The following is a 22,318-nucleotide window of genomic DNA, read 5'->3' on the forward strand; positions in this document are numbered from 1 at the left end:
CACCAGCCTGTCAGAGCACCGAAAGGGGCCACGGCCCGTCCGGCATGCCGGACGGGCCGTGGTCCTCGTGCGGGTGTTACCCCTTCGGTGCCACCAGGATCTGCAGCGAGCGATCCGGGTTCTTCTTCACCACCTTGATCGTGGTGCCGGTGTTGGGAACCTTCACGCTGTACCAGCCGGGCTGGTAGCGGCCGGGGTGGTCCCCGGTCGCACCGTGCGCGTCACTGTCGCTCCAGTAGCTCTTCGTGTCGTCGAACGTGCGCACGGCCTTCTGGCCCTTGATTCGGTGCCTCACTCCGTTGAGGTGGATCGTGATGGCATCCGTGGGGTCCAGCCCGAAGGTGGAGTCGTACGACGCGATCCGTGGCCGCATCAGGGTGCCGTCCTGGTTGTGGAGCAGCCCCGGGTGGGAGTCCACCGGGAGCAGCATGCCGCCGCCGGGGTGGTCGCCGACATTGTTGTCGCCGTACTGCTCGTTCCAGTAGGTCACCAACATGCCGTCCTGGTACGGGTAGTGCTCGACCCAGTCCGGACGGTTGGTGCCGGCGAAACCGAAGTTGTACGCGGTCTGCAGCGACTTGTCGTAGCCGTCGTACTGACGGTTCTCCAGGACGTATGCGTGGAAGTAGCTCGCGAGCTCCGTGCCGTCGGTGCGGATGAAGCCGTCGAGCGTCCAGCCTTCGTCCTCGGTCTCGGCGTTCCCGACCGAGGCTCCGTCGACCTGGATGTCGTCCACCTGGAAGCCCGGCTTGACCGTCGCGACATCCGTGAGGTAGCGGAAGCGGACACCGGTGGTCCCTGCCGGCAGCGTGGCGGTCAGGTCGACCCAGCCGGTGGACAGGCCAGTGATGCCGGTGCCGCTGGCGTTGAAGTCGCCGAGGTCGTTCACTGCCGGGTCGGACAGGTTCGTCGGCACCGGTTCCCAGCTCTCGCCGTCGTTCGTCGCCTCCAGGAACGCGTAGTCCCAGTGGTTCTCGATGTCGTAGTTGACCCGCGCCGTGAGCGCGTCGCCAGAGACGTCGAGGTTGGTCACCGTGTGGTCGAGCTCGTTCCCCGATCCGGAGTACCAGAAGAACTCACCCTCGTCGGGTGCACCGATCTGCTCGTCGACGACGTTGTCCGGCAACAGCGTGAAGACCGCCTGCGCGCCCTTCTTCGGTGCCGGCACGTTGCTGCCGAGACGGTGCGTGGAGCGCTGACCCGCACGGGCGACCTCGTAGAACGGGCCGCGGGTCTGCAAGCCGGACTCGGTGACCGGATCCATCCAGCCGAGCTGGAGCAGCTCCCACGCGCCCAGGTCGGTCGGGTTGTCACCGATCCCGTCAGGACCACCGTCGCCGATGTTGGCGCCGGAGGACATCAGGGTCCAGAACGCGGTGCTGTTCTCGGCACCACCGGTGTTGCCGGAGGTGTCGTAGAGGTCCGGCAGGTCGAGGTCGTGAGCGAACTCGTGGGCGAACACGCCGAGCCCGCCGTTCTCGGGCTGGATCGTGTAGTCACCGACGTAGATGCCGGTGGGGTTGCTCGGCACATCGCTCTCGAGGAATCCATCGTTCGTGCCGATCTCCACGCCAGGCAGCTCCGGGATGGGGGTCTCTTGCAGGTTGGCGTACCAACGGTGCGACCAGATCGCGTCGGAGCCGTACGTCGGGTCACCGGCAGCCTGGTCACCGCCTGCGTGCACGATCTGGAAGTGGTCGATGAAGCCGTCCGGCTCGTCGAAGTTGCCGTCGAAGTCGGCGTCGTACCGGTCCTCGACGTCGAACGTCCGGAGGTACTCCTGGATCTCCCCCATGGTCTTGCCGCTGTCGAGCTCGTTCTGGACCCAGACCGCCAGCGCGTCGCGCACGAGCATCTTGGTGGTGTCGCAGACGATGTCGCCGCAGTAGTCGCGGCCGTAGAGAGCCTGGTTGTAGGGGACCGTCACCCACTCGGTGACGTCACCCTCCACCGAGTAGCGACCCGAGGACTGCTTCTCGTAGTACTTCGCCATCCGGTTGAAGTACATGTCCTGGTAGTGGTCCCGGTCGTAGTCGGCCTGCCACAGGGTGGAGTTGTCGACGTCTCGATCGGGCTCGGGGATCTCGTTGCGCGCCGGCCCGTCGAACTTCTCGGGCTGCGGGTCGGGGATCCCCGGCCAGTCGTCCTGGAAGAACGGGTGCGGGTAGCGCTCCTCGCCGAACTCCGCGAGCACGACGAAGATCCGGTCGGTGCCCTCACGCTCGAGCTCGACGTACTCGCCCTCCCGCTTGGCCGCGCGGGCGTTCGCGAAGGCCTTGCCGGTGCGCAGCTTGCGCTTCAGGGCTTTCGCGCGCTGCTCGTCGCGCACGTGCTTGAGCTTCACCGGGTGCTCCGGCAGGTGTCCGGTGCCGATGTCTGGGCTTGCCTGCGCGCGCGAGAGCCCGGTGATCAGGCCCTTGTCCGTCTCGTCCGCCGCAGCTGTGGGTGTCGCTGCGAGCGCGCCTCCGACGAGCAGCCCTCCGGCAGCCGTCAGGGCGATCGCCCGACGCCTGCGTGTTGTCCTGTGCGTCACGTGTCTTCCTGTCTCCCTGGGGGAGCACCCGATCGGGCACTCAGCAGCCCGGGAGAACAGTCCGAGACAGATTCCATCCCATGGCAACAAGGACCGTGCCCCCGAGCGACGCCGGGGAATTCCTATGCCTGTTACGTCCCCGGCGGGAAGTGCCCCAGAGTGTGAGGGGGGCGATCGTTACCGGACCGTGACCTCCGCTCACCCGACCGAGTGAGACGGCTCGGTGCTCAGGTCAGGTTGACGGCGCGGACCTCGCGGGCGTCGATCGCACCCTCGATCTCGGCCAGTGTCTCGGCAGGGATGGCCGAGTCCACGGACAGCGCGACCAGGGCCGATCCCCCCTTGGAGTCCCGCGACACCTGCATGCCGGCGATGTTCACCCGGGCGTCGCCGAGGATGCCGCCGACCGTGCCGACCATCCCAGGGCGGTCCACGTACCTGAGGAAGGCCAGGTGGTCGGTGGGCTCGAGGTCGACGTCGAAGCCGTTGACCTCGACCAGCCGCTCGCGCTGCCCGATCCCGATCAGGGTGCCGCTCACCGACACCTGTGAGCCGTCGGCGAGCGTGCCCCGGATCGTGATCAGGTTGCGGTGATCGGGGCTCTCGGCATCGGTCACCAGCCGCACCGCTGTGCCGCGCTCGGCCGCCAGCAGCGGCGCATTCACGTAGGACACCGGGTCTTCGACGATGTCGCTGAACACGCCCTTGAGAGCGGCCAGCTCCAGCACCTTCACGTCGAACTCCGTGATCTCACCTCGGACCTCGACGTCGATCTGCTGCGCGACCTCGCCTGCCAGACCGGTGAAGATCCGACCCAGCTTCTCGGTGAGCGGGATGCCAGGACGTACGTCCTCGGCGATCACGCCGCCCTGCACGTTGACCGCGTCCGGAACCAGCTCGCCCGACAGCGCGAGCCGGACCGAGCGCGCGACAGCGACCCCGGCCTTCTCCTGCGCCTCGTCCGTCGACGCGCCCAGGTGCGGCGTGGCGACCACGTTCTCGAGCTCGAACAGCGGGCTGTCGGTGCACGGCTCGGTGGCGAACACGTCGAGGCCCGCGGCGGCGATCCGGCCGGTCTTGAGCGCGTCGTACAACGCGGCCTCGTCGACGATCCCGCCACGGGCGGCATTGACGAGGACCAGGTGCGGCTGGACGCGCGCCAGCTCGGGCGCGCCGATCAGCCCGACCGTCTCGGGGGTCTTCGGCAGGTGGACGCTCATGAAGTCCGCTTCGGCCAGCAGCGTCTCGAGGTCGACCAGCCGCACGCCCATCTGGGCGGCGCGGCCGGCCTGGACGTATGGGTCGTAGGCGATCACGTTCATGCCGAAGGCGCTCAGCCGCTGCGCGACGAGCACGCCGATCCGGCCCAGGCCCACGATGCCGACCGTCTTCTCGTAGAGCTCGATGCCCGTGTACTTCGAGCGCTTCCACTCGCCCTTGCGGAGCGCCTGGTGGGCGGGCGAGATGTGGCGAGCGGCCGCGAGCATCAGCGCTACGGCGAGCTCGGCGGCGGACACGATGTTCGACGTCGGGGCGTTGACGACCATCACGCCGGACTGGGTCGCAGCTTTGACGTCCACGTTGTCGAGGCCGACACCGGCCCGCGCGATCACCTTGAGTCGAGCAGCCGCGGCCAGCGCCTCCGCGTCCACCTTGGTCGCCGACCTCACCAAGATGGCGTCGACGTCGGCGATCGCCGCCAGCAGCTCGGAGCGGTCGGCTCCGTTGCACTGTCGGATCTCGAAGTCAGGCCCGAGAGCCTCGACAGTGGCAGGGCTGAGCTGTTCGGCGAGCAGCACGACGGGCTTGGCCGAGTCAGGAGACGTCACAGCGGGGTCCTCGATGTCCTGGTGAGAAGAGCGGGTGAGGTCGCACGACGCTGTGCGGCACCAACTCTAACAACCGCACCTCGTCGCGGACGAACCGTCTCGTGCGTCATTGGCGGCGGTGATCATGCGGCCGGGGCAGGCCAGACGTAGGGCAGGTCGTCGGGGACGTCCGGGAACAGCGGGCGGTAGTGGGCCGGGTCCTTGCGGACCAGCGAGGACCGGTGGCTGCGGTGGAAGTCCTCGTCGCCGAGCCACGGAGGGAGCGCTCCTGCCTCGGCGAGCTCGCTCTGGGTGCGGATGCGCGCGACTCCGGCACTCGCCAGGTCGGTGCCGAGGGTGGCTGCGCAGGTGTCACCGTGCCCGAGCTGGACCCAGACCTCGCAGCAGGTGAGCGAGTACCGACCCAGCGCCTCGAGGTGACCACGCCACATCTTCACCGCCGGGTGGTGGCGCCAGCCGTACGTCGGCAGCGTGAGCCCGCGGACCACCTGGATGCACTCGACCCGCTGCTTCCCGAGCCGCTTGAGGTCCAGCGCGCGGGCCGATGCTGCGAAGTCGGCGTGCGGGAGGAACGTCTGCATGGTCGCGAGTCAGACCGGGCCGCCGTCGGGGCCGCCGTCGGGCCCGCACACCTCACCGCCGGCGACCACCTCGACGGCCGGGTGCGCCTCGGTCCACGCCCGCTCCAGCACCTGGCCGAACACCTCGACGGGCTGGGCGCCGGACACCCCGTACCGCTGGTCGATGACGAAGAACGGCACACCCCCGGCGCCGTACGCCGCCGCCTGGGCGATGTCGGCGTCCACCGCGTCCGCGAACTCGCGGGACGCGAGCACCTGACGCACCCGCTGTTCGGGAAGTCCGACGGCCACGGCGATCCTCGCGAGGACGTCGTGGTCAGCCACGTCGTCGGCCCGGGTGAAGTTGGCGGCGAACAAGGCCTCCTCGAGCCGACCCTGCAGGACGGGGCCGCCTACCTCGAGCGCCAGGTGGACCAGCCGGTGGGCGTCGCGGGTGTTGGCGTGCCGGGCGTCCGGGTACCGCTCGAACGAGAGCCCCTCCTCGCCGGCCACCGCGGTCACCCGGGAGACCATCTGCCGGCCGGCGGCCTCGCCGCCGCCGTACTTGCGGCCGAGGTGCTCGGCCACCGACTCCGTGGAGACCGCGGGCGCAGTCGGGTCGAGCTCGAAGGAGTGCCAGATGATCTCGACGTCGTCCGCGTGCTCGAAGCCGGCCAGCGCCTGCTCCAGTCTCCGCTTGCCGATGTAGCACCACGGACACACCACGTCGGACCAGATGTCGATCTTCACACCGGCCCCAACCCCGGCGCGACGACGGGTGTTCCCGGGGCCGGACCCCGAGACCCCTCAGGGTCGGTCGGGGGTCGACGCCCGTGCCCTCCCCGATGTGCGCGAGGGTGCGCACGGGCGAGGCTGCGGCTCATGATCACTGTCGACCACCTGTCCAAGTCCTACCGCGGCGTCCCAGCCGTGGACGACGTCTCGTTCACCGCCCGTCCGGGCCGGGTCACCGGCTTCCTCGGGCCCAACGGCGCCGGCAAGTCCACGACCATGCGGATCATGGTCGGCCTCACTCCCCCGAGCGCAGGCTCGGTCGAGGTGCTCGGCGGCCGCTACGCCGACCTGCCGAACCCGGGCCGTGAGGTCGGGGTCCTGCTCGACGCCTCCGCACAGCACGCCGGCCGGACCGGCCGCGAGATCCTCACCGTCGCGCAGCGCACCATGGGCCTGCCCAAGTCAGCCGTGGACGCGATGCTCGACCGGGTCTCGCTGACGCCGGCCGAAGCCGAGCGGCGGGTCCGCAACTACTCGCTCGGGATGCGCCAGCGGCTGGGCATCGCCACCGCACTGATCGGCGATCCCGCCGTGCTGATCCTCGACGAGCCGGCCAACGGCCTCGACCCGGCTGGCATCCGGTGGATGCGCGACCTGCTCCGCGATTACGCCGACAACGGCGGCACCGTGCTCCTGTCGTCGCACCTGCTGCACGAGATCGAGGTCATCGCCGACGACCTGGTGGTGATCGGCCGCGGCCGGATCGTCGCCCAGGGCACCAAGGAGGAGCTGCTCGCCGCGGCGGGAACCGTCGTGAACAGCGCCGACAACCCGCGGCTGGCCGACGCACTCACCCGGGCGGGCGCCACCGTGACCGCCGCGAGCGGTGCGCTGCACACCGACGCCACGACCACCGCCGTGGGCGACATCGCCCTCAACGCGGGCGTGGCACTCACCGAGCTGCGCGGCGCCGACGGCGCCGGTCTGGAGGAGATGTTCCTCGAGCTCACCGCCGACTCCCAGCGCGACGAGCTGGGCACTGACCTGGAAGGAGCCGCGTGATGACCACGCTCACAGCACACCGAGGGGCCGCACCGGCCACGGACGTCGTCCGGCCTCCGATCGAGCCGATCCCCTACACCCGCGTGGTCGGGGTGGAGCTCCGCAAGATGTTCGACACCCGCAGCGGGTTCTGGTTGCTGGCCAGCATCGGCATCGCCTCGGTGCTCGCTACCGGCGCGGTGATCCTCTTCGCGCCGGAGGGCTCGCAGGACTACGAGTCGTTCGCCACCGCAGTGGGCTTCCCGATGGCCGTGATCCTGCCGATGATCGCGATCCTCGCGGTCACCAGCGAATGGAGCCAGCGCAGCGGCCTCACCACCTTCACGCTCGTGCCCAGCCGCGGTCGCGTGATCGGGGCCAAGGCCATCTGCGCCGCCATGGTGGGCGTGGTCTCCATGTTCGTGGCACTGGGCGTCGGGGCGCTCGGCAACCTCGTCGGGACCGCGATCTCCGGGGCCCCCACGACCTGGAACATCGCTCCTCTGGAGTTCGCATACATCGTGCTCGCGAACGTTCTGGGCATGGCCATCGGCTTCATGCTGGGCGTGCTGATCCGGAACTCCGCGGCCGCCATCGTCGGGTACTTCGTGTACTCGCTGGTGCTGCCCACGGTGTTCGCCATGCTGGCGGCGTTCCAGGACTGGTTCCGCGATCTGCAGCCGTGGGTGGACTTCAACTTCGCCCAGACCCGGCTGTTCGACTCGACGATGACGGGCGAGTACTGGGCCCAGCTCGGGGTCTCCAGCCTGATCTGGCTGGTGCTGCCGCTGACGATCGGCCTGGTCATGCTCCGGCGGTCCGAGGTCAAGTAGCCGATTTGACCGGTAATCCCCGCTTCTTTGGCTCCCGACACACGGGACGGGACGACCAAAGAAGCGGGGACTACCCATGTGTGGAGCCGGTTGTCAGCCCGGGATGTCACGCTGCAGCAGTGGGTGTGCAAGACGATGCGGAGAGGTTCGAACCGGCCACGATCGAGGAGTGGTCGGCCTGGCTGGCCGCGCACCACGCCGACACCCCGGGGGTCTGGTTGGTGACGCTGAAGGCGAGCTCCGGGCGCCGTACGTTCGACTACGAGGAGGCGATCGCCGAGGCGCTGCGCTACGGCTGGGTCGACTCGACGCAGCGCACCGTGGACGACGAGCGCACCATGATGTGGTACGCCCCGCGCCGGCCCGGCAGCGTGTGGACCCGCAACAACAAGAACCGCGTCGCGCGACTCGAGGACGAAGGTCGGATGGAGCCCGCCGGCGCCGCCGCGGTAGCCGAGGCCAGGGCCAGTGGCATGTGGACCCTGATGGACGACGTCGAGGACCTCGTGGTGCCGGAGGACCTGGCCGAGGCGTTCGCCCGGAACGACGGCTCCCGCGCCCACTGGGACCGGTTCCCACCGTCGGCGCGCAAGGAGATGTTGGCCTGGATCGCCCTGGCCAAGCGGGCCGAGACCCGCAGCCGCCGCGTGGAGGAGACCGCCAGGCGAGCGGCCCTCGGCGAACGCTCTCGCTGAACCCGAGACCACGCCGGGACCGGCGAAACGCGCACTCGGGGTGCGCGTTTCATGCGCGTTTCTGCAGTTTTTAGTCAATTCTTGAGCAGATATTGACAGCCTGACGCTCTGTGCGTGAGGGTCTTGCGCATCCCGCCCACCCCTCTCAGGAGTGATCGTGTCTCGGAACCTCACCCTCCCCCCACCTGCCTCCGGCTTCTCCCGTCGCGGCCTGCTCGGCGGCGCGCTGGCCACCGGTGCCGCCGTCAGCGTGATAGCACCGGCCGCCCGCTCGCACGCCGCCCCCGCCGGCGGCGGACAGACCATGGTCGGGGTCGCGTTCGAGCCGCGCGATGTCGTCAAGGTCGGCCTGATCGGTCTCGGCAACCGCGGCATGGGCATGCTCGGCACCTGGGTCGACATCCCCGGTGCGCAGGTCGTCGCGGTCTGCGACGAGCTCCTGGCTCGCGCCGCCACCGCCGCGCAGCGGGTCGCCGACAAGGGCAAGCCGCGCCCCGTCGAGTACGCCGGCTCGCTCGACTCCTTCCAGCAGATGCTGGACAACGAGGAGCTGGACCTCGTCTACATCGCCACTCCGTGGGAGTACCACTACCCGCAGGCGAGAGCGGCTCTGGTCGCCGGCGCGCACGTGGGCGTGGAGCTCCCCATCGCCACCGAGCTCGCCGACCTCTGGGACCTCGTCAACACCTCCGAGCGGACGCGACGTCACCTGTGGCTGATGGAGAACTGCTCGTACGGGCGCAACGAGCTCGCCATGCTCAAGATGGCCCACGACGGGGTGTTCGGTGACGTCACGAGCGGTCACGGCGGATACCTGCACGACCTCCGCGCCCTGCTGTTCTCGACCACGTACTACACGAAGTCGTGGCGCCGGCTGTGGCACACGCGCAGCACCGCCAGCTTCTACCCCATGCACGGACTGGCGCCGATCGCAGCCGCGATGGACGTCAACCGCGGCGACCGGATGATGACGCTCTCCGCCACCTCGACGGAACCGAGGGGGCTGGCTGACTACCGCGAGAGGTTCATGCCTCCGGACCACCCGTCGTGGTCCGAGACCTACATCAACGGCGACCTCGTCACGTGCATGATCACCACCGCCAAGGGCCGCACGATCCGGGCCGAGCACAACGTCAGCCAACCGCGGCCCTACAGCCGCATCAACACACTGGAGGGCAGCCGAGGCATCTTCGAGGACTACGTCGGCGGAGATCCCACCGGGGCTCGGATCTACGTCGAGCCCAGGCACGGCGGCGACACCTGGCGGGGTGCGCTGGAGATGCGGACGGAGTACGACCACTGGCTCTGGAAGGAGCTGGCGGACGACGCCGAGGGTGCCGGCCACGGCGGGATGGACTACATCCTCGTCTGGCGCTGCATCCAGCAGATCCGGGCCGGGCTGGTTCCTGACATCGACGTGTACGACTCCGCTGCCTGGTGCTCGCCGGTGCCGCTCAGCGTGATGTCGCTCGATCGCGGCGGCAAGCCGGTCGACGTGCCCGACTTCACCCGTGGGCACTGGAAGAAGATCCGGCTCGGCCTGGACTCCCCCCAGACCGCGATGCCGGCCGTCCCGTGAAGCGAGAGGTGACCACCGTGAACGCATCGCCCCGGCGGCTCGTGGCCGCACTCGTGCTCCTCCTGCTCCCCTTCATAGGCGTCGCGCTCCCCGTTGCCAGCGCGACCGCGGCCGGAACAGTCACCCTGTCCATCGAGGAGTTCGCCCTCGCCGGGCCGGCCGTCGAGGACGTGGACGTCACCGTCCACAACGACTCGTCCGCGACGCTGCGGCAGGCCGAGGTCACGTTCCGTGGCCCGCTCGGCTGGCAGGTCGAGCCCGGCGCGCAGTCGGTGCGGACGATCCGTCCCGGCCAGAGCGCGGTCGTCACCTTCCAGGTGCGAATACCCGAGCCGACCCCCGGTTTCAGGATCCGGACGTTCACGGCCAGCGCGACCTACGCGGGCGGAGACGGCGCAGGGACGGCGACGGCTACCCGGTCGCTCCGGACCGGTGACCCGTTGGCCGACCTGTCGGCGGCGTACAACAACGTCGGCATCACCAGCGAGAGCAACCCCACGCCCGGCAACTACGACGGCGACGGCAACAGCTTCTCGGCCGAGAAGCTGGCCGATGTTGGCGCCGGCCGGGGTGCCGTCATCGAGGCACTCGGTGCCACGCTCACGATGCCCGACGTCGACCCTGGGACACCTGACAACGTCGCCTCGGGCGGCCAGGCGATCGAGCTCGACGGCCAGGGGCAGCGGCTGGTGTTCCTGGGCTCAGGGGTCGGCTTCGGCGCCACCGGGACTGCCACCGTCTACTACACCGACGGCAGCACCAGCAGCGGCTCGTTCGGCTTCCCGAACTGGTCCTTCCAGGAGCCCGACGCTCACGGCGCGACGCTCGTCGTGTCGAGCACGGGACGCAACCGCCCGGACGGGTACGGCGACTCGGCGTACCAGTACCGCCTCTTCGCCCACTCCATCCCGTTGACCGGCGGAAAGACCGTCGACTTCGTGGTGCTGCCCGGGAACTCCGCGCTGCACGTGTTCGACCTCGCCGTCGCTCCCTGACTCAGGCGGCGCCGGCTGGGCTCACCAGCCGGCGCCGAAGCAGGTCAGCGGCAGCCCCTCCGCCGGAGCGAACTCGGCCAGGACGTCCGCCGGAGGCCGCCCGGCGGCGAGGCCTTCGTGCAGCGCAGGGAGGGTGGCGACGGCGAGCTCGTCGTTCACCGCGGCCGGTGCCGCGACCACGCAGCGCGCTCCGGAGTGCTGCCAGGCCGCGGTCATCCCGACCAGCTCCTCGGCCCAGCGGACCGTCGACCGGCCCACCTCGCACGCAGAGAGCACCACGAGCGAGGGCAGGTTCGGCAGCAGCTCCACGTCGTAGCCGAACCAGGTTCCGTCGACCAGCTCCAGCCCCGAGAAGAGCGGGTGCTCGTCGGCATGGTGCCCGTGCGCGGCGACATGCAAGACGTCGACCTCGGCCGTGAGCCCGGCGACTGCTGTGGCACACGCATTGTCACCGGTGAGCACGCGGGCACGCTCGCCCCACGCCGCCGCCGACTCGAGCACCTCCTGCTCGGCCCGGGGGACGCGAGGACCGGCGACCAGCCCGGCTCGACCCAAGGATGTGGGGAGGCTGGCGGTCGCCCACAAGGAGGCGGAGCGCGCGACGGTGAGCGGCCTTCCGACGAGTCCCGGAAGCATCGACCAGGGGACGCCCGCCAGCCGGCCGGCCGGTACGACGACCAGCCGTCGATCCCCGAGCAGGTCGGTCAGCGGCGCGACCAGCAGGTGGGCGAGCGACTGGAGCCGCGTGGCGAGACCGTCCGCGACCCCTGCGCGCAGGGCCGGGGGGAGGTCGGCGGCGGCCATGTCGAGGTCGGCCGCAAGACCCGGCAGCAGGTCACGCACCTGGCCCAGCGGCGCCAGCTGCATCAACCGTGCGTCCTCTACCGTGACGACCAGCGCGTGGAGCTCGTCGTGGGCGATCAGGTAGCTGACCAGGGCAGCCTCACCGAGCCGGGCTCGCACCTCGTCGAGAGAGAGCGGTTCGAGCACCGCGCCGGCGCCGGGCCGGTACCACGCCTCCTCGCGGATCCGCTCCCGCAGCCGAGCCTTCTCCTCCGGCGAGCTGTCGGGCGGGAGGGTGCGCAACGCGGTGAGTCTGTCGGCCGCCTCGGGGTTGGCCGGTGGTCGCACGGGAGGAACCCGAGCCACCAGTGCCCGTGCGCGCTCCGACCACTCGTGCACCACCGCGGGCCGACCGTCCTCGACCGCCTCGTCCAGACCGAGCTTCGCGAGCGATCGGCCATGGCCCACCAGGGAGCTCTGCAGGTCGAAGCTCCCGTAGGACGACTGCCACGCGTGCAGGTCGGCCAGGCCGCGGCGGACGCGGTCGAGCGACTCGGCACCGCGACCGCGCTGCCATGCCGCGCGGGCCCCGATCTCCTCGCGGAGCAGCCGGGTTCCGATCGGTTCCTCGATCCCTCGTGGTGGTGGAGGTACCCGGACCGGCTCGGCGCCCGGTGTCCGGACGGCGGCCAGGGCGCGGTGCAGAGCGATGTCGTTCCGCTCGGCGGCCAGGCCACGTTCGGCGAGCCCCCGCTCCAGCTCGGTTCCGCGGTCCCGGATCGTGAGCCACCACGATCGAGACCGCGTGCCGGGCGCATCGAGCCGCCGGCGTACGTCGGCCTCGAACGCGAGAGCGTCGGCGCGGAGTGCCCCCTCCTCGTTCTCTCGCGCGCGGAACACACGGGCCGCTCGACGCGCGGCGCTCGCCGCCTCCCCCGGCTCGACGAGCAGCAGTGCCCGAGCGCGCACCAACAGCGCCTCACCCTGGAACTGTCGCAACCGCCGACGGGCGTAGGTGCGAACTGCGTCATCGAGCAGGGTCGCCGCGGCCTTCGGCATCCCGGCCGACGCGAGCACTTCCGCTCGGTCAGCCGCGCACACTGCCGCGTTCACAGGCGAGAGCGGCGCGAGCACCGGCATGGCCTCCTCCATGTGACGGAGTGCCGCGACGAGGTCGCCGCGCAACAGCTCGACGTAGCCGAGGTTGTGCGTCGCCATGGCACGCTCCACAGGGATCGACGTACGCTCCCGGGCCAGCTCGAAGTCCTCGGCGGCACGTGCAGCGTCGGCACGCTGCAGATGGATGTTGCCGCGGTTGAGGTGCAGACGCCCGAGCAGGTCGCCGTCGTCGGCCAGCAGCGGACGTGCGATCTCGAACTCGGCCAGTGCTTCCGCCGTGCGACCGCCACGCATCAGCAGCAGCCCTAGCTGGGAGTGCACCAGCCCGCGCACTCGGTCGTCGAGCCCGTCGAGGCTGAGAGCTTCCGTGCACAACGCCAGCCCGTCCGCCAGCGACCCTCGCTCGGCCACGGCGTGCGCGAGGGACTGCAAGGCGGTGGCCCGTTGGTTGACGTCCTCTGCTCGATCGACGGCGCGAGTCAGCAGCGAGACCGCGAGGGCGTGCCGCCCCGCGGTGCTCGCCTCGCGCCCCCGCGCGCTCAGCTCGTCGGCCGTCAGCACATCACTCCCCCGGCGACTCCCGCTCGTTCGGCCGGAGCGGCGGCCCGGGCGTCGGCGGTCCGGGGGGCATCGCGCTCTCCCTCGCCTTGCTCACCAGGTCCACAAACTCGTCACTCGGGAGAGCCTTCCCCTCCCCCGGGAGCTGGTCGACCAGCGCCTGCGCGATCCGGCCGGCCTGGACGGGCGCAGCGAACGACGTACCACTCCAGAGAGCGAACCCGCCGACCGGCCTCTGGCCCTTCACCGGGGGCACCGCGGCGGCGGCACGCCGTCCGTAGCTGTCCGGGTCGATCGCCTCGCGTCGCCAGCCGTAGGCAACCGTGCGTGCACCGGGCTCCAGTCCGCCCTGGAAGGCCGGCATCGTGCTGAGCACCGACGCCCCGGGCGCGTAGCAGCTCACCCAATCGCCGGTGTTGCTGAAGAGCGCGACCGAGTCGAGGTTGGGATTGAGCGCGGCCACCGACGTCACTGGGACACGCTTCTTGTCGTCCGGCAGAGGATCCTGTCCGTCCTTCCACGGTGCGAAGGCCGCGGGATACTGCGGCCGGTCGACGCCGTCGTTGCCCGCGGACACGACGACGGCGCAGCCGCTCTCCCCGAGAATGGTCAGCAGGTCCTTGAACGTCGAGTCGACGAGTGCGTCGTCCTCGGGCGTCTCGTGGTAGTACCCCATCGAGAGCGAGAGCACGTCGAGCCTCAGCCCGTTCTTCTCACCGGCGGCCTCGCGCCGCAGGAGCTCCGCGATCCCGGTCAGCGCATGGATCAGGTCGCTCTCGGAGATCGGTCCCTCGGAGGGGACCACCCGCCAGGAGTAGATGTTCGCGTCCGGGCAGGCCTGGTGCACCAGACCCGCGATGAACGTGCCGTGCCCCGAGAGCGCGTCGAGCACCCCGTCGAGCGGCCCGACCCAGTCGCCGCCCACCTCGGGGTTGGGCGGCGTCTTCGCGGCCGCGTGGCCGATGGGTTCGCCGTCGAGCGGGACGTCCAGAGTGACCACGCCATCCAGCCACGGGTGGGCACCGCACCCTGTGTCCAGGATGCCGACGGCCGGCCGGCGCCCCTTGATTTCGTCGTCCGCGCAGCGCCTCGGCGGAGGACCGGTGTAGGCGACCGGTTGCCGTCCTCCGTCGACCGTGCCGTACCCCGACGTGGGGTTCGACGCGTGGAACGGGTTCGACGCGTGGAACGGGTTGGAGGCATGGAACGGACTGGCAGCGAGCCCCACCAACCCGGTCAGCAGGTGGTCGAGACCGACGCCAGCCAAGGCCTGGTTGCCGCGTGCCAACCGCGCCCGCTGGAGCACTCGCCAGGCGTCGGGAGTCATCGGCAGGGTCTGCATCTGCTCGGTTCTGACCGAGTCGCTGCTGTTGTCGGCGGTCCGGTCGCGGTCGTCCACCCGCACCTCGATCGTGTACCGCGTCAGCCCGACGGGCTTCTCCCCCAGCCTGGTCTGGCGAGGCGGGTAGTCGTCGTCCTCCGTGAGCGTCCACCCGAAGTCGCGGGCGATCTCGTCGAGATACTGAACCAGGAGCACGTCCTCGCCGTTCCTGCCCTTGACCTGCCGGTGCGACGCCTCGGCGTTCACGAGCAGTCGGTTCGCGACGTACACGGTCGGACGCGGAACGACCTCGCCGTTGCCCTCGCCCCGGTCGGGCAGGCTGACTGCCGTCTCGGGTGCCAGGGCGCGGCCACCCGTGCCGCTCAGGACGTCCAAGCCCGGCAGCGCCGGCTCACGGTCGACGACCAGGCCGGCCGGCACGTCGTTGTCGTACTTGCTGATCATGCGGCGTTTCCTCCCGAATGTGCCGAATGCGCCTGGCGGTCAGAGGTCGAAGGCGGCCGTCCCGAATCTGGTGCTGTCGGCCTCGGCCGAGGTCGTCGAGAGGATCAGCCGCGTCGGCTCACGACCGAGTGAGGTGAACTCGAACCGGCCTGGTGCCGTGACCAGCGCCTCGGTGCGCCGGTCGCCCTGGATCGCGGTGACGGCGAGCTCCGAGGCCGGCGTGACCCAGCCGTCGATGCGGCACTCGGTGTCGGAGAGCTGGCGTACGCGTACCAGCAGCTGGAGCTCGTCGGCGTCGAACTGCAGCGTCACCGGTCCGGTGAGGGTGGCGCGAGTGCCGACGAGCTGGTCGCTGGTGCTGGTCAGCACCAGCAGCTCGTACTCCATGTCGAACGGGTCGGCCTCGAGCTCGGCTCGGACCACCGACACCATCCGTTCGGCGAGCGACTCGGGCGCGGGGTCATGAGTCGACCATGCCTCTGCGAGGCGGTCGAACAAGGGGTCGCGTGCGGGGCCAGCTTCGGGGGTCGGGGTCATGACGAGCTCCTGTCGTCCAGCAGTGCCTTGAGCTTGCGAAGACACCGCATGCGGGTGGGTCCGATGCTGCCCACGGGCATGCCGAGGTCACGGGCGATCCCGGCGTAGTCGGGACGGTCGGCGAAGGCCACCACCCGCAGCAACATCTGGCAGCGCTCGTCGAGCGCGCCGACCGCGGACCAGAGCAGGTCGCTCTCGTCGCGGGTGACCACCTCGGTCTCGGCCGAGCGTTGGCGCGGAACGACCCGCTCCAAGGTGTCGTCCTCCACGAAGGCCGTCCGGTTCCCGGTCCGCGACACCCGCCACGCCTCCCGGCGGGCGCATGTCGTGAGCCAGCCACCGACGGACTGGGCGTCGCGCAGTCGGCCCGCGGACCGGACGAAGGAGACCCACGTCGTCTGCACGACGTCCTCGGCCTCCTGCTCGGCCAGCGAGCAGGCACGCGCCACCTGCCACAGGACCGGTGTCATCAGACGCACCAGATCGTCCAGACCCGACGTGTCTCCGTCGAGCCAGCGCGTGCAGCAGTCAGCGGCGCGGTCCCACGTCGTCGTCTCGGCGGCGGGCGCACCTGCTGCAGACTCCTGGATAGCCATCCGGTCCTTCAGTCCCACGGTCACGCTGGATAGGAGCGACGGAGCCCTCCGGTGATACTCGCCGGTCGGCACTTTGCCCTCTCTTTACTCAGCGTAGTGCTCCTGCTCGTCTGCTGTCGCGCATCACGCCGGCCGCGACATTTCCGGAACCGGCGTGTATCAGGACCCGGAACGGCCCCTCCTGAGCCATCGAGGCGCCGACCGAACCCCGGCCGGTGAGTTCCAAGGGGGAGACATGAAGCACAACCCGATGGTCCACGTCGAGGTCGCCGACTGAGGCCGCACCCACGGACCGCGCGTCCCGCTTCGGGGGACGGGACGCGCGCGTGGTACGGACCGGGGGGGCCGTACCACGCACTCGGCCGGTGACCGGGGGGTGCCGGCCGAACCAGCGAGACCCCGGCTACCACGATCCTGAGATCGGGTGGCCGGGGTCTCGACACGTCTTCGGGGGTTGTCCGGTGGTTGAGGTGCGCAACCCCCGGACACGTCCTGGCAGCCGGGGGTTTCGAGGCTCAGGCCTTGCAGGCCTTCGCACCTCAACCACCGGCCATGCCTTCGCACCTCAACAACGGGTGAGGTTCAGCGGGTGGCGGTGCCCTCGGTGTAGTCCGAGTCGTGGCTCTTCACCCACGCCATCAGCTTGCGCAGCTCGCGGCCGGTGCCCTCGATCGGGTGCTGCTCGCCCTTCGCGCGCAGCGCCTTGAACTCGGGGGCGCCGGCGTCCTGGTCGTCGATGAACCGCTTCGCGAAGGAGCCGTCCTTGATCTCGGCGAGGATCGTCTGCATGTTCTCCTTCACCTGCGGGGTGATCACCCGAGGGCCCGAGACGTAGTCGCCGTACTCTGCGGTGTCGGAGACCGACCACCGCTGCTTGGCGATCCCGCCCTCGTACATCAGGTCGACGATCAGCTTCAGCTCGTGGAGACACTCGAAGTAGGCGACCTCGGGCTGGTACCCGGCCTCGATCAGCGTCTCGAAGCCGTACATCACCAGCTGGCTGGCGCCCCCGCACAGCACCGCTTGCTCGCCGAAGAGGTCGGTCTCGGTCTCCTCGGCGAACGTGGTCTTGATCCCGCCGGCGCGCAGGCCGCCGATCGCTTTCGCGTACGCGAGTGCGAGCGGCCAGGTGGAGCCGGAGTCGTCCTTCTCCACGGCGACCAGCACGGGTACGCCGCGGCCGTCGACGTACTCACGTCGGACGAGGTGACCCGGCCCCTTCGGCGCCACCATGAAGACGTCGACGCCGTCGGGAGGCGTGATGTAGCCGAACCGGATGTTGAAGCCGTGGCCGAACACCAGTGTGTCGCCGGCGGCCAGGTGCGGTGCGATCTCCTCGGCGTACAACGTGCGCTGGACCTGGTCGGGAGCCAGGATCACGACGACGTCGGACTCCTCGACGGCCTCCGCGGGCGTGAGGACCCGCAGTCCCTCGGCCTCGGCCTTCGCGCGTGAGCGGCTGCCCTCCTGCAGGCCGACGCGGACGTCCACGCCTGAGTCCCGGAGTGACAAGGCGTGTGCGTGCCCTTGACTGCCGTACCCGATGACCGCGACGTTCTTGCCCTGGATGAGGGCGAGGTCGGCGTCGTCGTCGTAGAACATCTCGGCCACTGGTGGCTCTCCTTCTGGTGGTGGGTCAGCCGGCTGTCACAGCCGGCGGGGCGGGAATCGCGACCGGGCGCAGGGTGCGCTCGGAGATGGACCGGGAGCCGCGCCCGATGGCGACGATGCCGGACTGGACGAGCTCGCGGATCCCGAACGGCTCGACCACCTTGAGGAAGCCGGCCAGCTTGTCGGCGTTCCCCGTGACCTCGACCGTGACAGCGTCCGGGGACACGTCGACGACACGGGCCTTGAACAGCTGCACGGCATCGAGGACCTGACCACGGGTGTCGGCGTCCGCCCGGAGCTTGACGAGCAGCAGCTCGCGGTTCACCGACCCGGCGTCGTCGAGCTCGACGACCTTGATCACCTCGACCAGCTTGTTGAGCTGCTTGGTGACCTGTTCGAGCGGCGAGTCCTCGACGTTGACCACGATCGTCATGCGGGAGATCTCGGCATGCTCGGTGGGACCGACTGCGAGCGAGTGGATGTTGAAGCCGCGGCGGCTGAAGAGACCGGCGATCCGCGCGAGGACGCCCGGCTTGTTCTCGACCAGCACGCTCAAGGTGTGGATGCTCATCTAGAGGTCGTCCTCCTCGAAGTCGGGGGCGAGGTCGCGGGCGTACTTGATCTCGTCGTTGCTGGACCCGGCGGCGACCATCGGCCACACCATCGCGTCGCGGTGGACCCGGAAGTCGACCACGACCGGCACGTCGTTGATCTCCATCGCCTTCTGGATGGTGGCGTCGACGTCGTCCGGGCTGTCGCAGGCGAGTCCGACGCAGCCGTAGGCCTCCGCGAGCTTCACGAAGTCGGGGATCCGCTTGGAGTGCAGGTCGGTGTTGGAGTAGCGCTCGCTGTAGAACAGCGTCTGCCACTGCCGCACCATGCCGAGCGACTCGTTGTTGATCACGGCGACCTTGATCGGGATGTCGTTGATGGCGCAGGTGGCCAGCTCCTGGTTGGTCATCTGGAAGCAGCCGTCGCCGTCGATCGCCCAGACCGGGAGGTCGGGCTGGCCGACCTTGGCCCCCATCGCGGCGGGGACGGCGAAGCCCATGGTCCCGAGACCACCGGAGTTGATCCACTTGTTCGGCTTCTCGTAACCCACGAAGTGGGCGGCCCACATCTGGTGCTGTCCGACCCCGGCGCAGTAGATCGCGTCGGGCCCGGCGATCGCGCCGATCCGCTCCGTGACGAGCTGGGGCGCCAGGCCGCCGTCCTCAGGTGCGTCGTAGCCCAACGGGTACTTCGACTTCACCCCGGCCAGGAACGCCACCCACGCCTCGTAGTCGCCGGTCCGGCCGGCGCCCGCCTCGGCCTGCAGCGCCACCACGAGGTCGGAGATCACCTCGCGGGCGTCACCCACGATCGGGACGTCGGCATGCCGGTTCTTGCCGATCTCGGCCGGGTCGATGTCGGCATGGATGACCAGCGCCCCGGGCGCGAAGGTGTCCAGGTTGCCGGTGACCCGGTCGTCGAAGCGGGCACCGAGACTGATGATCAGGTCGCTCTTCTGCAGCCCGGCGACGGCCGCCACCGTGCCGTGCATGCCGGGCATCCCGAGGTGCTGGGGATGGCTGTCGGGGAACGCCCCGCGTGCCATCAGTGTCGTGACGACCGGGATGCCAGTGAGCTCGGCCAGCCGGGCCAGCTCGGTGCTCGCGCGCGACCGGATCACGCCGCCGCCGACGTACAGCACCGGCCGGCGGGACTCGAGGATCAGCCGGGTGGCCTCCCGGATCTGTTTGGAGTGAGGTCGTGTGACCGGCCGGTAGCCGGGCAGTCGCAGCTCGCTCGGCCACGCGTAGTCGGTGGTCGCCTGGAGCGCCGACTTCGCCACGTCGACCAGCACCGGGCCGGGGCGGCCGGTGCTGGCGATGTAGAAGGCCTCAGCCACCACCCGCGGGATCTCAGCGGGGTCGGTCACCAGGAAGTTGTGCTTGGTGATCGGCATCGTGATGCCGCGGATGTCTGCCTCCTGGAACGCGTCGGTGCCGATGGCGGCCGCACCCACTTGGCCGGTCACCGCGACGATCGGGACCGAGTCCATGTGCGCGTCGGCGAGCGGGGTCACGAGGTTGGTGGCACCGGGTCCGGAGGTCGCCATGCACACGCCGACCCGGCCGGTCGCGACGGCGTAGCCCTGCGCAGCGTGGCCGGCGCCCTGCTCGTGGCGCACGAGGATGTGACGGATCGAGCTGTCCATCAAGGGGTCGTACGCCGGGAGGATCGCCCCGCCGGGGATCCCGAAGATCGTGTCCGCGCCAGCGGCCTCCAACGCGGTGATCAGGCTCTGGGCGCCCGTCATCTCACTCATCTGGCTGGTTCGTCCTTCATCCGTGGTGGGCCGACAACTCTGCAAAATGAGAGCGGCCCCTCAGTTGCGGGGCAACGAGGGGCGACGCGGCGGCTGGTACAGCGATCAGTCGGCGCGTCCGGTGCATACGAGAAGCTGCTGGATCATGGCTGCAGCCTACGCGCCGGCCCTGTGCCCGTCAGCGGTAGTCTGGCACGCGTCCCGAATCGTGGGACAGCGGTATCAGTCGCTGGATGTGTCACAGCACCGACTGCCCGATCTCCCCGGGGTTGTAGGCCACCTCCCACCGGTAGCCGTCGGGGTCGGCGAAGTACCCGGAGTAGCCGCCCCAGTCACGCTCCACCGCGTCCGCGACCTCCGTTGCGCCAGCAGCCCGCGCATCGGCCAGCACCTCGTCGACACCCCGCTTGGTCGCCAGGTTGTGCGCGAGCGTGACCGGCGCCAACCCGGCCCCACGTCGGATCGGCCCGACCTCCGCCTCGAAGGCCGGCTCGACCCACAGCGAGAGCAACACCTTGTCCGCGACCGGGAACATCAGGACATCGTCGGGGACCTCGAGCGCCGGTTCCCACCCGAGCCCGTCGACGTAGAAGCGGCGGGTGGCGGCGAGGTCGGACACGGCGAGGGTGATGAACGAGACGCGGGGCTCCATCGCGCCACCGTCCCCGCCCCCCTGCTCGCAGTCAAGCAAGCTCGCGGAGGGACCTGTGCTGCCTGCCGTCGCTGCCGAAGTTGTCCGGGTGGAGCCAGGCGTCGAGCCGGTGCCGGATCGCGGGCCACTCGACGTCGATGATCGAGAACCAGCGCGTGTCCCGGTTGCGACCCTTGTAGACGAGGGCGTTGCGGAAGGTGCCCTCCTCGGTGAACCCCAGGCGTCGCGCCGCCGCGGCTGACGGCTCGTTGAGCGAGTCGAGCTTCCACTCGAGCCGGCGGTAGCCGAGGTCGTCGAAGACGTGCCGGGCGAGCAGGTAGGTCGCCTCGGTGGTCGCCGGGGTGCGCTGCAGCTCCGGCGTGTACGCGATCGCTCCGACCTCGGTGACGCCGTTGGTCTCGTCGGTGCGCATCAACCGGCAGGTGCCGTGCACCGAGTCGTCGCTACTCCGGACGACCACGAACACCACCTCGCCCCGCTCCCGGGCCGCCTCCGCCATCCGTACCGCCGCCTGCGGAACGTCGGTGGGCGGCTCGTCGCCGAGGTAGGTCCAGAGCGCAGGATGCCGGGCAAGCCTGGCCAGGAGCTCCTCCGCGTTCCTCGCGTCGAGGGGTTCGAGCCGAACGAAGCGACCCTCGAGGGTCGTCGGTCGCGGCCGCTCGCGGGCAGTCCAGTCAGGCACCGGGTCCCCCACCGGCTGGCCGTGCTCGTTCCTACGGGTCACCTCAGCTCCTGGGTGATCTCGCGGCGTTCGCCGTCGACGACCACGCGGGCCAGCGCGCCGTTCACCAGCGGCAGGTGCGGGGGCACGTGGCCGATCTCGACGTCGAAGACGATCGGGATGCCAAGACCGCCCAGGGCGTCGACCACCGCGTCCTCCTGCTCGAAGCCGCCCTCGCTGCCCGGCGCCGGCGTGCGCCCGACGAGGATCGCCACCGCGTTCTCGAACCACCCGGCGAGTCGCAACCCGTGGAGGTGACGGCAGATCGTGAACGCTTCGTCCTCGCACGCCTCCACGTAGACCACCAGCGGACCGTGCTCCCGCCCGAACGCCGCCACGTCGCCGTACGGCGTGCCGGCGAGCGGCCCGATCGTCTCGATGCAGCCGCCGATCAACCGTCCGGTGACGTCCAGCGTGCCGCCGCCGCGCAACCGCCAGCTGCCCGTGCCGACCTCCCTCCAGGTGGTGGCTGACGGGTCCTCCTCGAAGCGCCACCAGTCCGCGACCACGCCTGAGTCCCGCTGGAGCACGGGCCCGGTGGCCGACACGACGTCCAGCCAGTGCACGAGCCCGGCCGGGGAGGCGTACGGCGTGTCCGTGAGGTTGTCGCCGTGGAGCGTCGCCAGCCCCGTGCGGAGCGTCAGTGGCAGCATCCAGGTCGAGGAGTCGGAGTAACCCACGACCCACGTGGGCTCGGCCGCCGCGATCGCGTCGTAGTCGAGCCGGTCGACCAGGTCGATCGCGGTCGCCCCGCCCCAGGGCGGGACGATCGCGCGGATCGTCGGATCCGTGAGCATCGCGGTGAGCTCGGCTGCCCGCTCCTCGCGGGACGCGCTGACATGCG

The 22,318-nt window shown here is 70.2% G+C and carries 19 protein-coding genes; 5 read left to right on the forward strand and 14 right to left on the reverse strand.

Features of this window, described 5'->3' with window-relative positions; translation table 11 throughout:
• Window positions 1-76: 76 nt before the first annotated feature.
• From VFZ39_RS17915 to VFZ39_RS17930, 4 genes are all read right to left on the reverse strand, one after another.
• Window positions 77-2,533 carry an immune inhibitor A domain-containing protein gene (locus tag VFZ39_RS17915; protein ID WP_330867156.1) on the reverse strand — a complete coding sequence of 819 codons (2,457 nt, stop codon included), beginning with the start codon at window positions 2,531-2,533 and terminating at the stop codon, window positions 77-79.
• A gap of 227 nt (window positions 2,534-2,760) precedes the next feature.
• Window positions 2,761-4,362 (reverse strand): phosphoglycerate dehydrogenase, encoded by a 1,602-nt coding sequence (gene serA, locus VFZ39_RS17920; RefSeq protein ID WP_330867157.1) that lies wholly within the window; start codon window positions 4,360-4,362, stop codon window positions 2,761-2,763.
• A 122-nt stretch (window positions 4,363-4,484) separates the two neighbouring features.
• On the reverse strand, window positions 4,485-4,943 hold the full coding sequence (locus VFZ39_RS17925) for an MSMEG_6728 family protein (protein ID WP_330867158.1): 459 nt from the start codon (window positions 4,941-4,943) through the stop codon (window positions 4,485-4,487).
• A 9-nt stretch (window positions 4,944-4,952) separates the two neighbouring features.
• Window positions 4,953-5,672: a DsbA family oxidoreductase gene (locus VFZ39_RS17930; protein ID WP_330867159.1), complete on the reverse strand. Its 720-nt coding sequence runs from the start codon at window positions 5,670-5,672 to the stop codon at window positions 4,953-4,955.
• 132 nt (window positions 5,673-5,804) lie between these two features.
• Between VFZ39_RS17930 and VFZ39_RS17935 the strand changes: the two genes are divergently transcribed.
• The 5 genes from VFZ39_RS17935 to VFZ39_RS17955 all read left to right on the forward strand — a co-directional run bounded on the left by VFZ39_RS17935 (window position 5,805) and on the right by VFZ39_RS17955 (window position 10,800).
• Entirely contained in the window at window positions 5,805-6,719 is a 915-nt protein-coding gene (locus VFZ39_RS17935; protein ID WP_330867160.1) for an ABC transporter ATP-binding protein, read from the forward strand.
• The gene (locus VFZ39_RS17940; RefSeq protein ID WP_330867161.1) at window positions 6,719-7,531 is read left to right on the forward strand and encodes an ABC transporter permease; all 813 of its coding nucleotides are present in this window, start codon (window positions 6,719-6,721) and stop codon (window positions 7,529-7,531) included. Before VFZ39_RS17935 ends, VFZ39_RS17940 begins: the two co-directional genes overlap by 1 nt.
• 119 nt (window positions 7,532-7,650) lie before the next feature.
• Entirely contained in the window at window positions 7,651-8,226 is a 576-nt protein-coding gene (locus tag VFZ39_RS17945; protein WP_330867162.1) for a YdeI/OmpD-associated family protein, read from the forward strand.
• A 157-nt stretch (window positions 8,227-8,383) separates the two neighbouring features.
• Complete coding sequence (locus VFZ39_RS17950) at window positions 8,384-9,805, forward strand: Gfo/Idh/MocA family protein (RefSeq protein ID WP_330867163.1); 1,422 nt, start codon at window positions 8,384-8,386, stop codon at window positions 9,803-9,805.
• Window positions 9,806-9,822: 17 nt separating this feature from the next.
• The gene (locus tag VFZ39_RS17955; RefSeq protein WP_330867164.1) at window positions 9,823-10,800 is read left to right on the forward strand and encodes an NEW3 domain-containing protein; all 978 of its coding nucleotides are present in this window, start codon (window positions 9,823-9,825) and stop codon (window positions 10,798-10,800) included.
• 21 nt (window positions 10,801-10,821) lie between these two features.
• Here the strand turns inward: VFZ39_RS17955 and VFZ39_RS17960 are convergent, their stop codons facing one another.
• From VFZ39_RS17960 to VFZ39_RS18005, 10 genes are all read right to left on the reverse strand, one after another.
• Window positions 10,822-13,263: a CHAT domain-containing protein gene (locus tag VFZ39_RS17960; RefSeq protein WP_330867165.1), complete on the reverse strand. Its 2,442-nt coding sequence runs from the start codon at window positions 13,261-13,263 to the stop codon at window positions 10,822-10,824.
• 1 nt (window position 13,264) lies between these two features.
• On the reverse strand, window positions 13,265-15,046 hold the full coding sequence (locus tag VFZ39_RS17965) for a S8/S53 family peptidase (protein ID WP_330867166.1): 1,782 nt from the start codon (window positions 15,044-15,046) through the stop codon (window positions 13,265-13,267).
• Window positions 15,047-15,085: 39 nt separating this feature from the next.
• Entirely contained in the window at window positions 15,086-15,583 is a 498-nt protein-coding gene (locus VFZ39_RS17970) for a hypothetical protein (RefSeq protein WP_330867167.1), read from the reverse strand.
• Window positions 15,580-16,203: a sigma-70 family RNA polymerase sigma factor gene (locus tag VFZ39_RS17975; protein WP_330867168.1), complete on the reverse strand. Its 624-nt coding sequence runs from the start codon at window positions 16,201-16,203 to the stop codon at window positions 15,580-15,582. Before VFZ39_RS17975 ends, VFZ39_RS17970 begins: the two co-directional genes overlap by 4 nt.
• 558 nt (window positions 16,204-16,761) lie before the next feature.
• Window positions 16,762-17,790, reverse strand: coding sequence for a ketol-acid reductoisomerase (gene ilvC / locus VFZ39_RS17980; RefSeq protein ID WP_330867169.1), 1,029 nt, complete (start codon window positions 17,788-17,790; stop codon window positions 16,762-16,764).
• A 25-nt stretch (window positions 17,791-17,815) separates the two neighbouring features.
• Window positions 17,816-18,361: an acetolactate synthase small subunit gene (gene ilvN, locus VFZ39_RS17985; RefSeq protein ID WP_330867170.1), complete on the reverse strand. Its 546-nt coding sequence runs from the start codon at window positions 18,359-18,361 to the stop codon at window positions 17,816-17,818.
• Window positions 18,362-20,101, reverse strand: coding sequence for an acetolactate synthase large subunit (locus VFZ39_RS17990; protein ID WP_414690315.1), 1,740 nt, complete (start codon window positions 20,099-20,101; stop codon window positions 18,362-18,364).
• 238 nt (window positions 20,102-20,339) lie between these two features.
• Window positions 20,340-20,753, reverse strand: coding sequence for a VOC family protein (locus VFZ39_RS17995; protein WP_330867172.1), 414 nt, complete (start codon window positions 20,751-20,753; stop codon window positions 20,340-20,342).
• A gap of 31 nt (window positions 20,754-20,784) precedes the next feature.
• Window positions 20,785-21,477: a GNAT family protein gene (locus VFZ39_RS18000; protein ID WP_330867173.1), complete on the reverse strand. Its 693-nt coding sequence runs from the start codon at window positions 21,475-21,477 to the stop codon at window positions 20,785-20,787.
• On the reverse strand, window positions 21,474-22,318 hold an 845-nt coding region (locus VFZ39_RS18005; protein ID WP_330867174.1), incomplete at its 5' end, for a S66 peptidase family protein. The genes VFZ39_RS18005 and VFZ39_RS18000, both read right to left, overlap by 4 nt.

Source organism: Nocardioides sp., from assembly GCF_036374615.1.
Classification (GTDB): Bacteria; Actinomycetota; Actinomycetes; order Propionibacteriales; family Nocardioidaceae; genus Nocardioides.

What these genes read in the sequence shown, in the direction of transcription:
- VFZ39_RS17935 (WP_330867160.1), top strand. Translation starts at nt 5,805, where the DNA reads ATGATCACTGTCGACCACCTGTCCAAGTCCTACCGCGGCGTCCCAGCC.
- ilvN (WP_330867170.1), bottom strand. Translation starts at nt 18,361, where the DNA reads ATGAGCATCCACACCTTGAGCGTGCTGGTCGAGAACAAGCCGGGCGTC.
- VFZ39_RS17990 (WP_414690315.1), bottom strand. Translation starts at nt 20,101, where the DNA reads ATGAGTGAGATGACGGGCGCCCAGAGCCTGATCACCGCGTTGGAGGCC.
- VFZ39_RS17940 (WP_330867161.1), top strand. Translation starts at nt 6,719, where the DNA reads ATGACCACGCTCACAGCACACCGAGGGGCCGCACCGGCCACGGACGTC.
- VFZ39_RS17970 (WP_330867167.1), bottom strand. Translation starts at nt 15,583, where the DNA reads ATGACCCCGACCCCCGAAGCTGGCCCCGCACGCGACCCCTTGTTCGAC.
- VFZ39_RS17925 (WP_330867158.1), bottom strand. Translation starts at nt 4,943, where the DNA reads ATGCAGACGTTCCTCCCGCACGCCGACTTCGCAGCATCGGCCCGCGCG.
- VFZ39_RS17995 (WP_330867172.1), bottom strand. Translation starts at nt 20,753, where the DNA reads ATGGAGCCCCGCGTCTCGTTCATCACCCTCGCCGTGTCCGACCTCGCC.
- VFZ39_RS17965 (WP_330867166.1), bottom strand. Translation starts at nt 15,046, where the DNA reads ATGATCAGCAAGTACGACAACGACGTGCCGGCCGGCCTGGTCGTCGAC.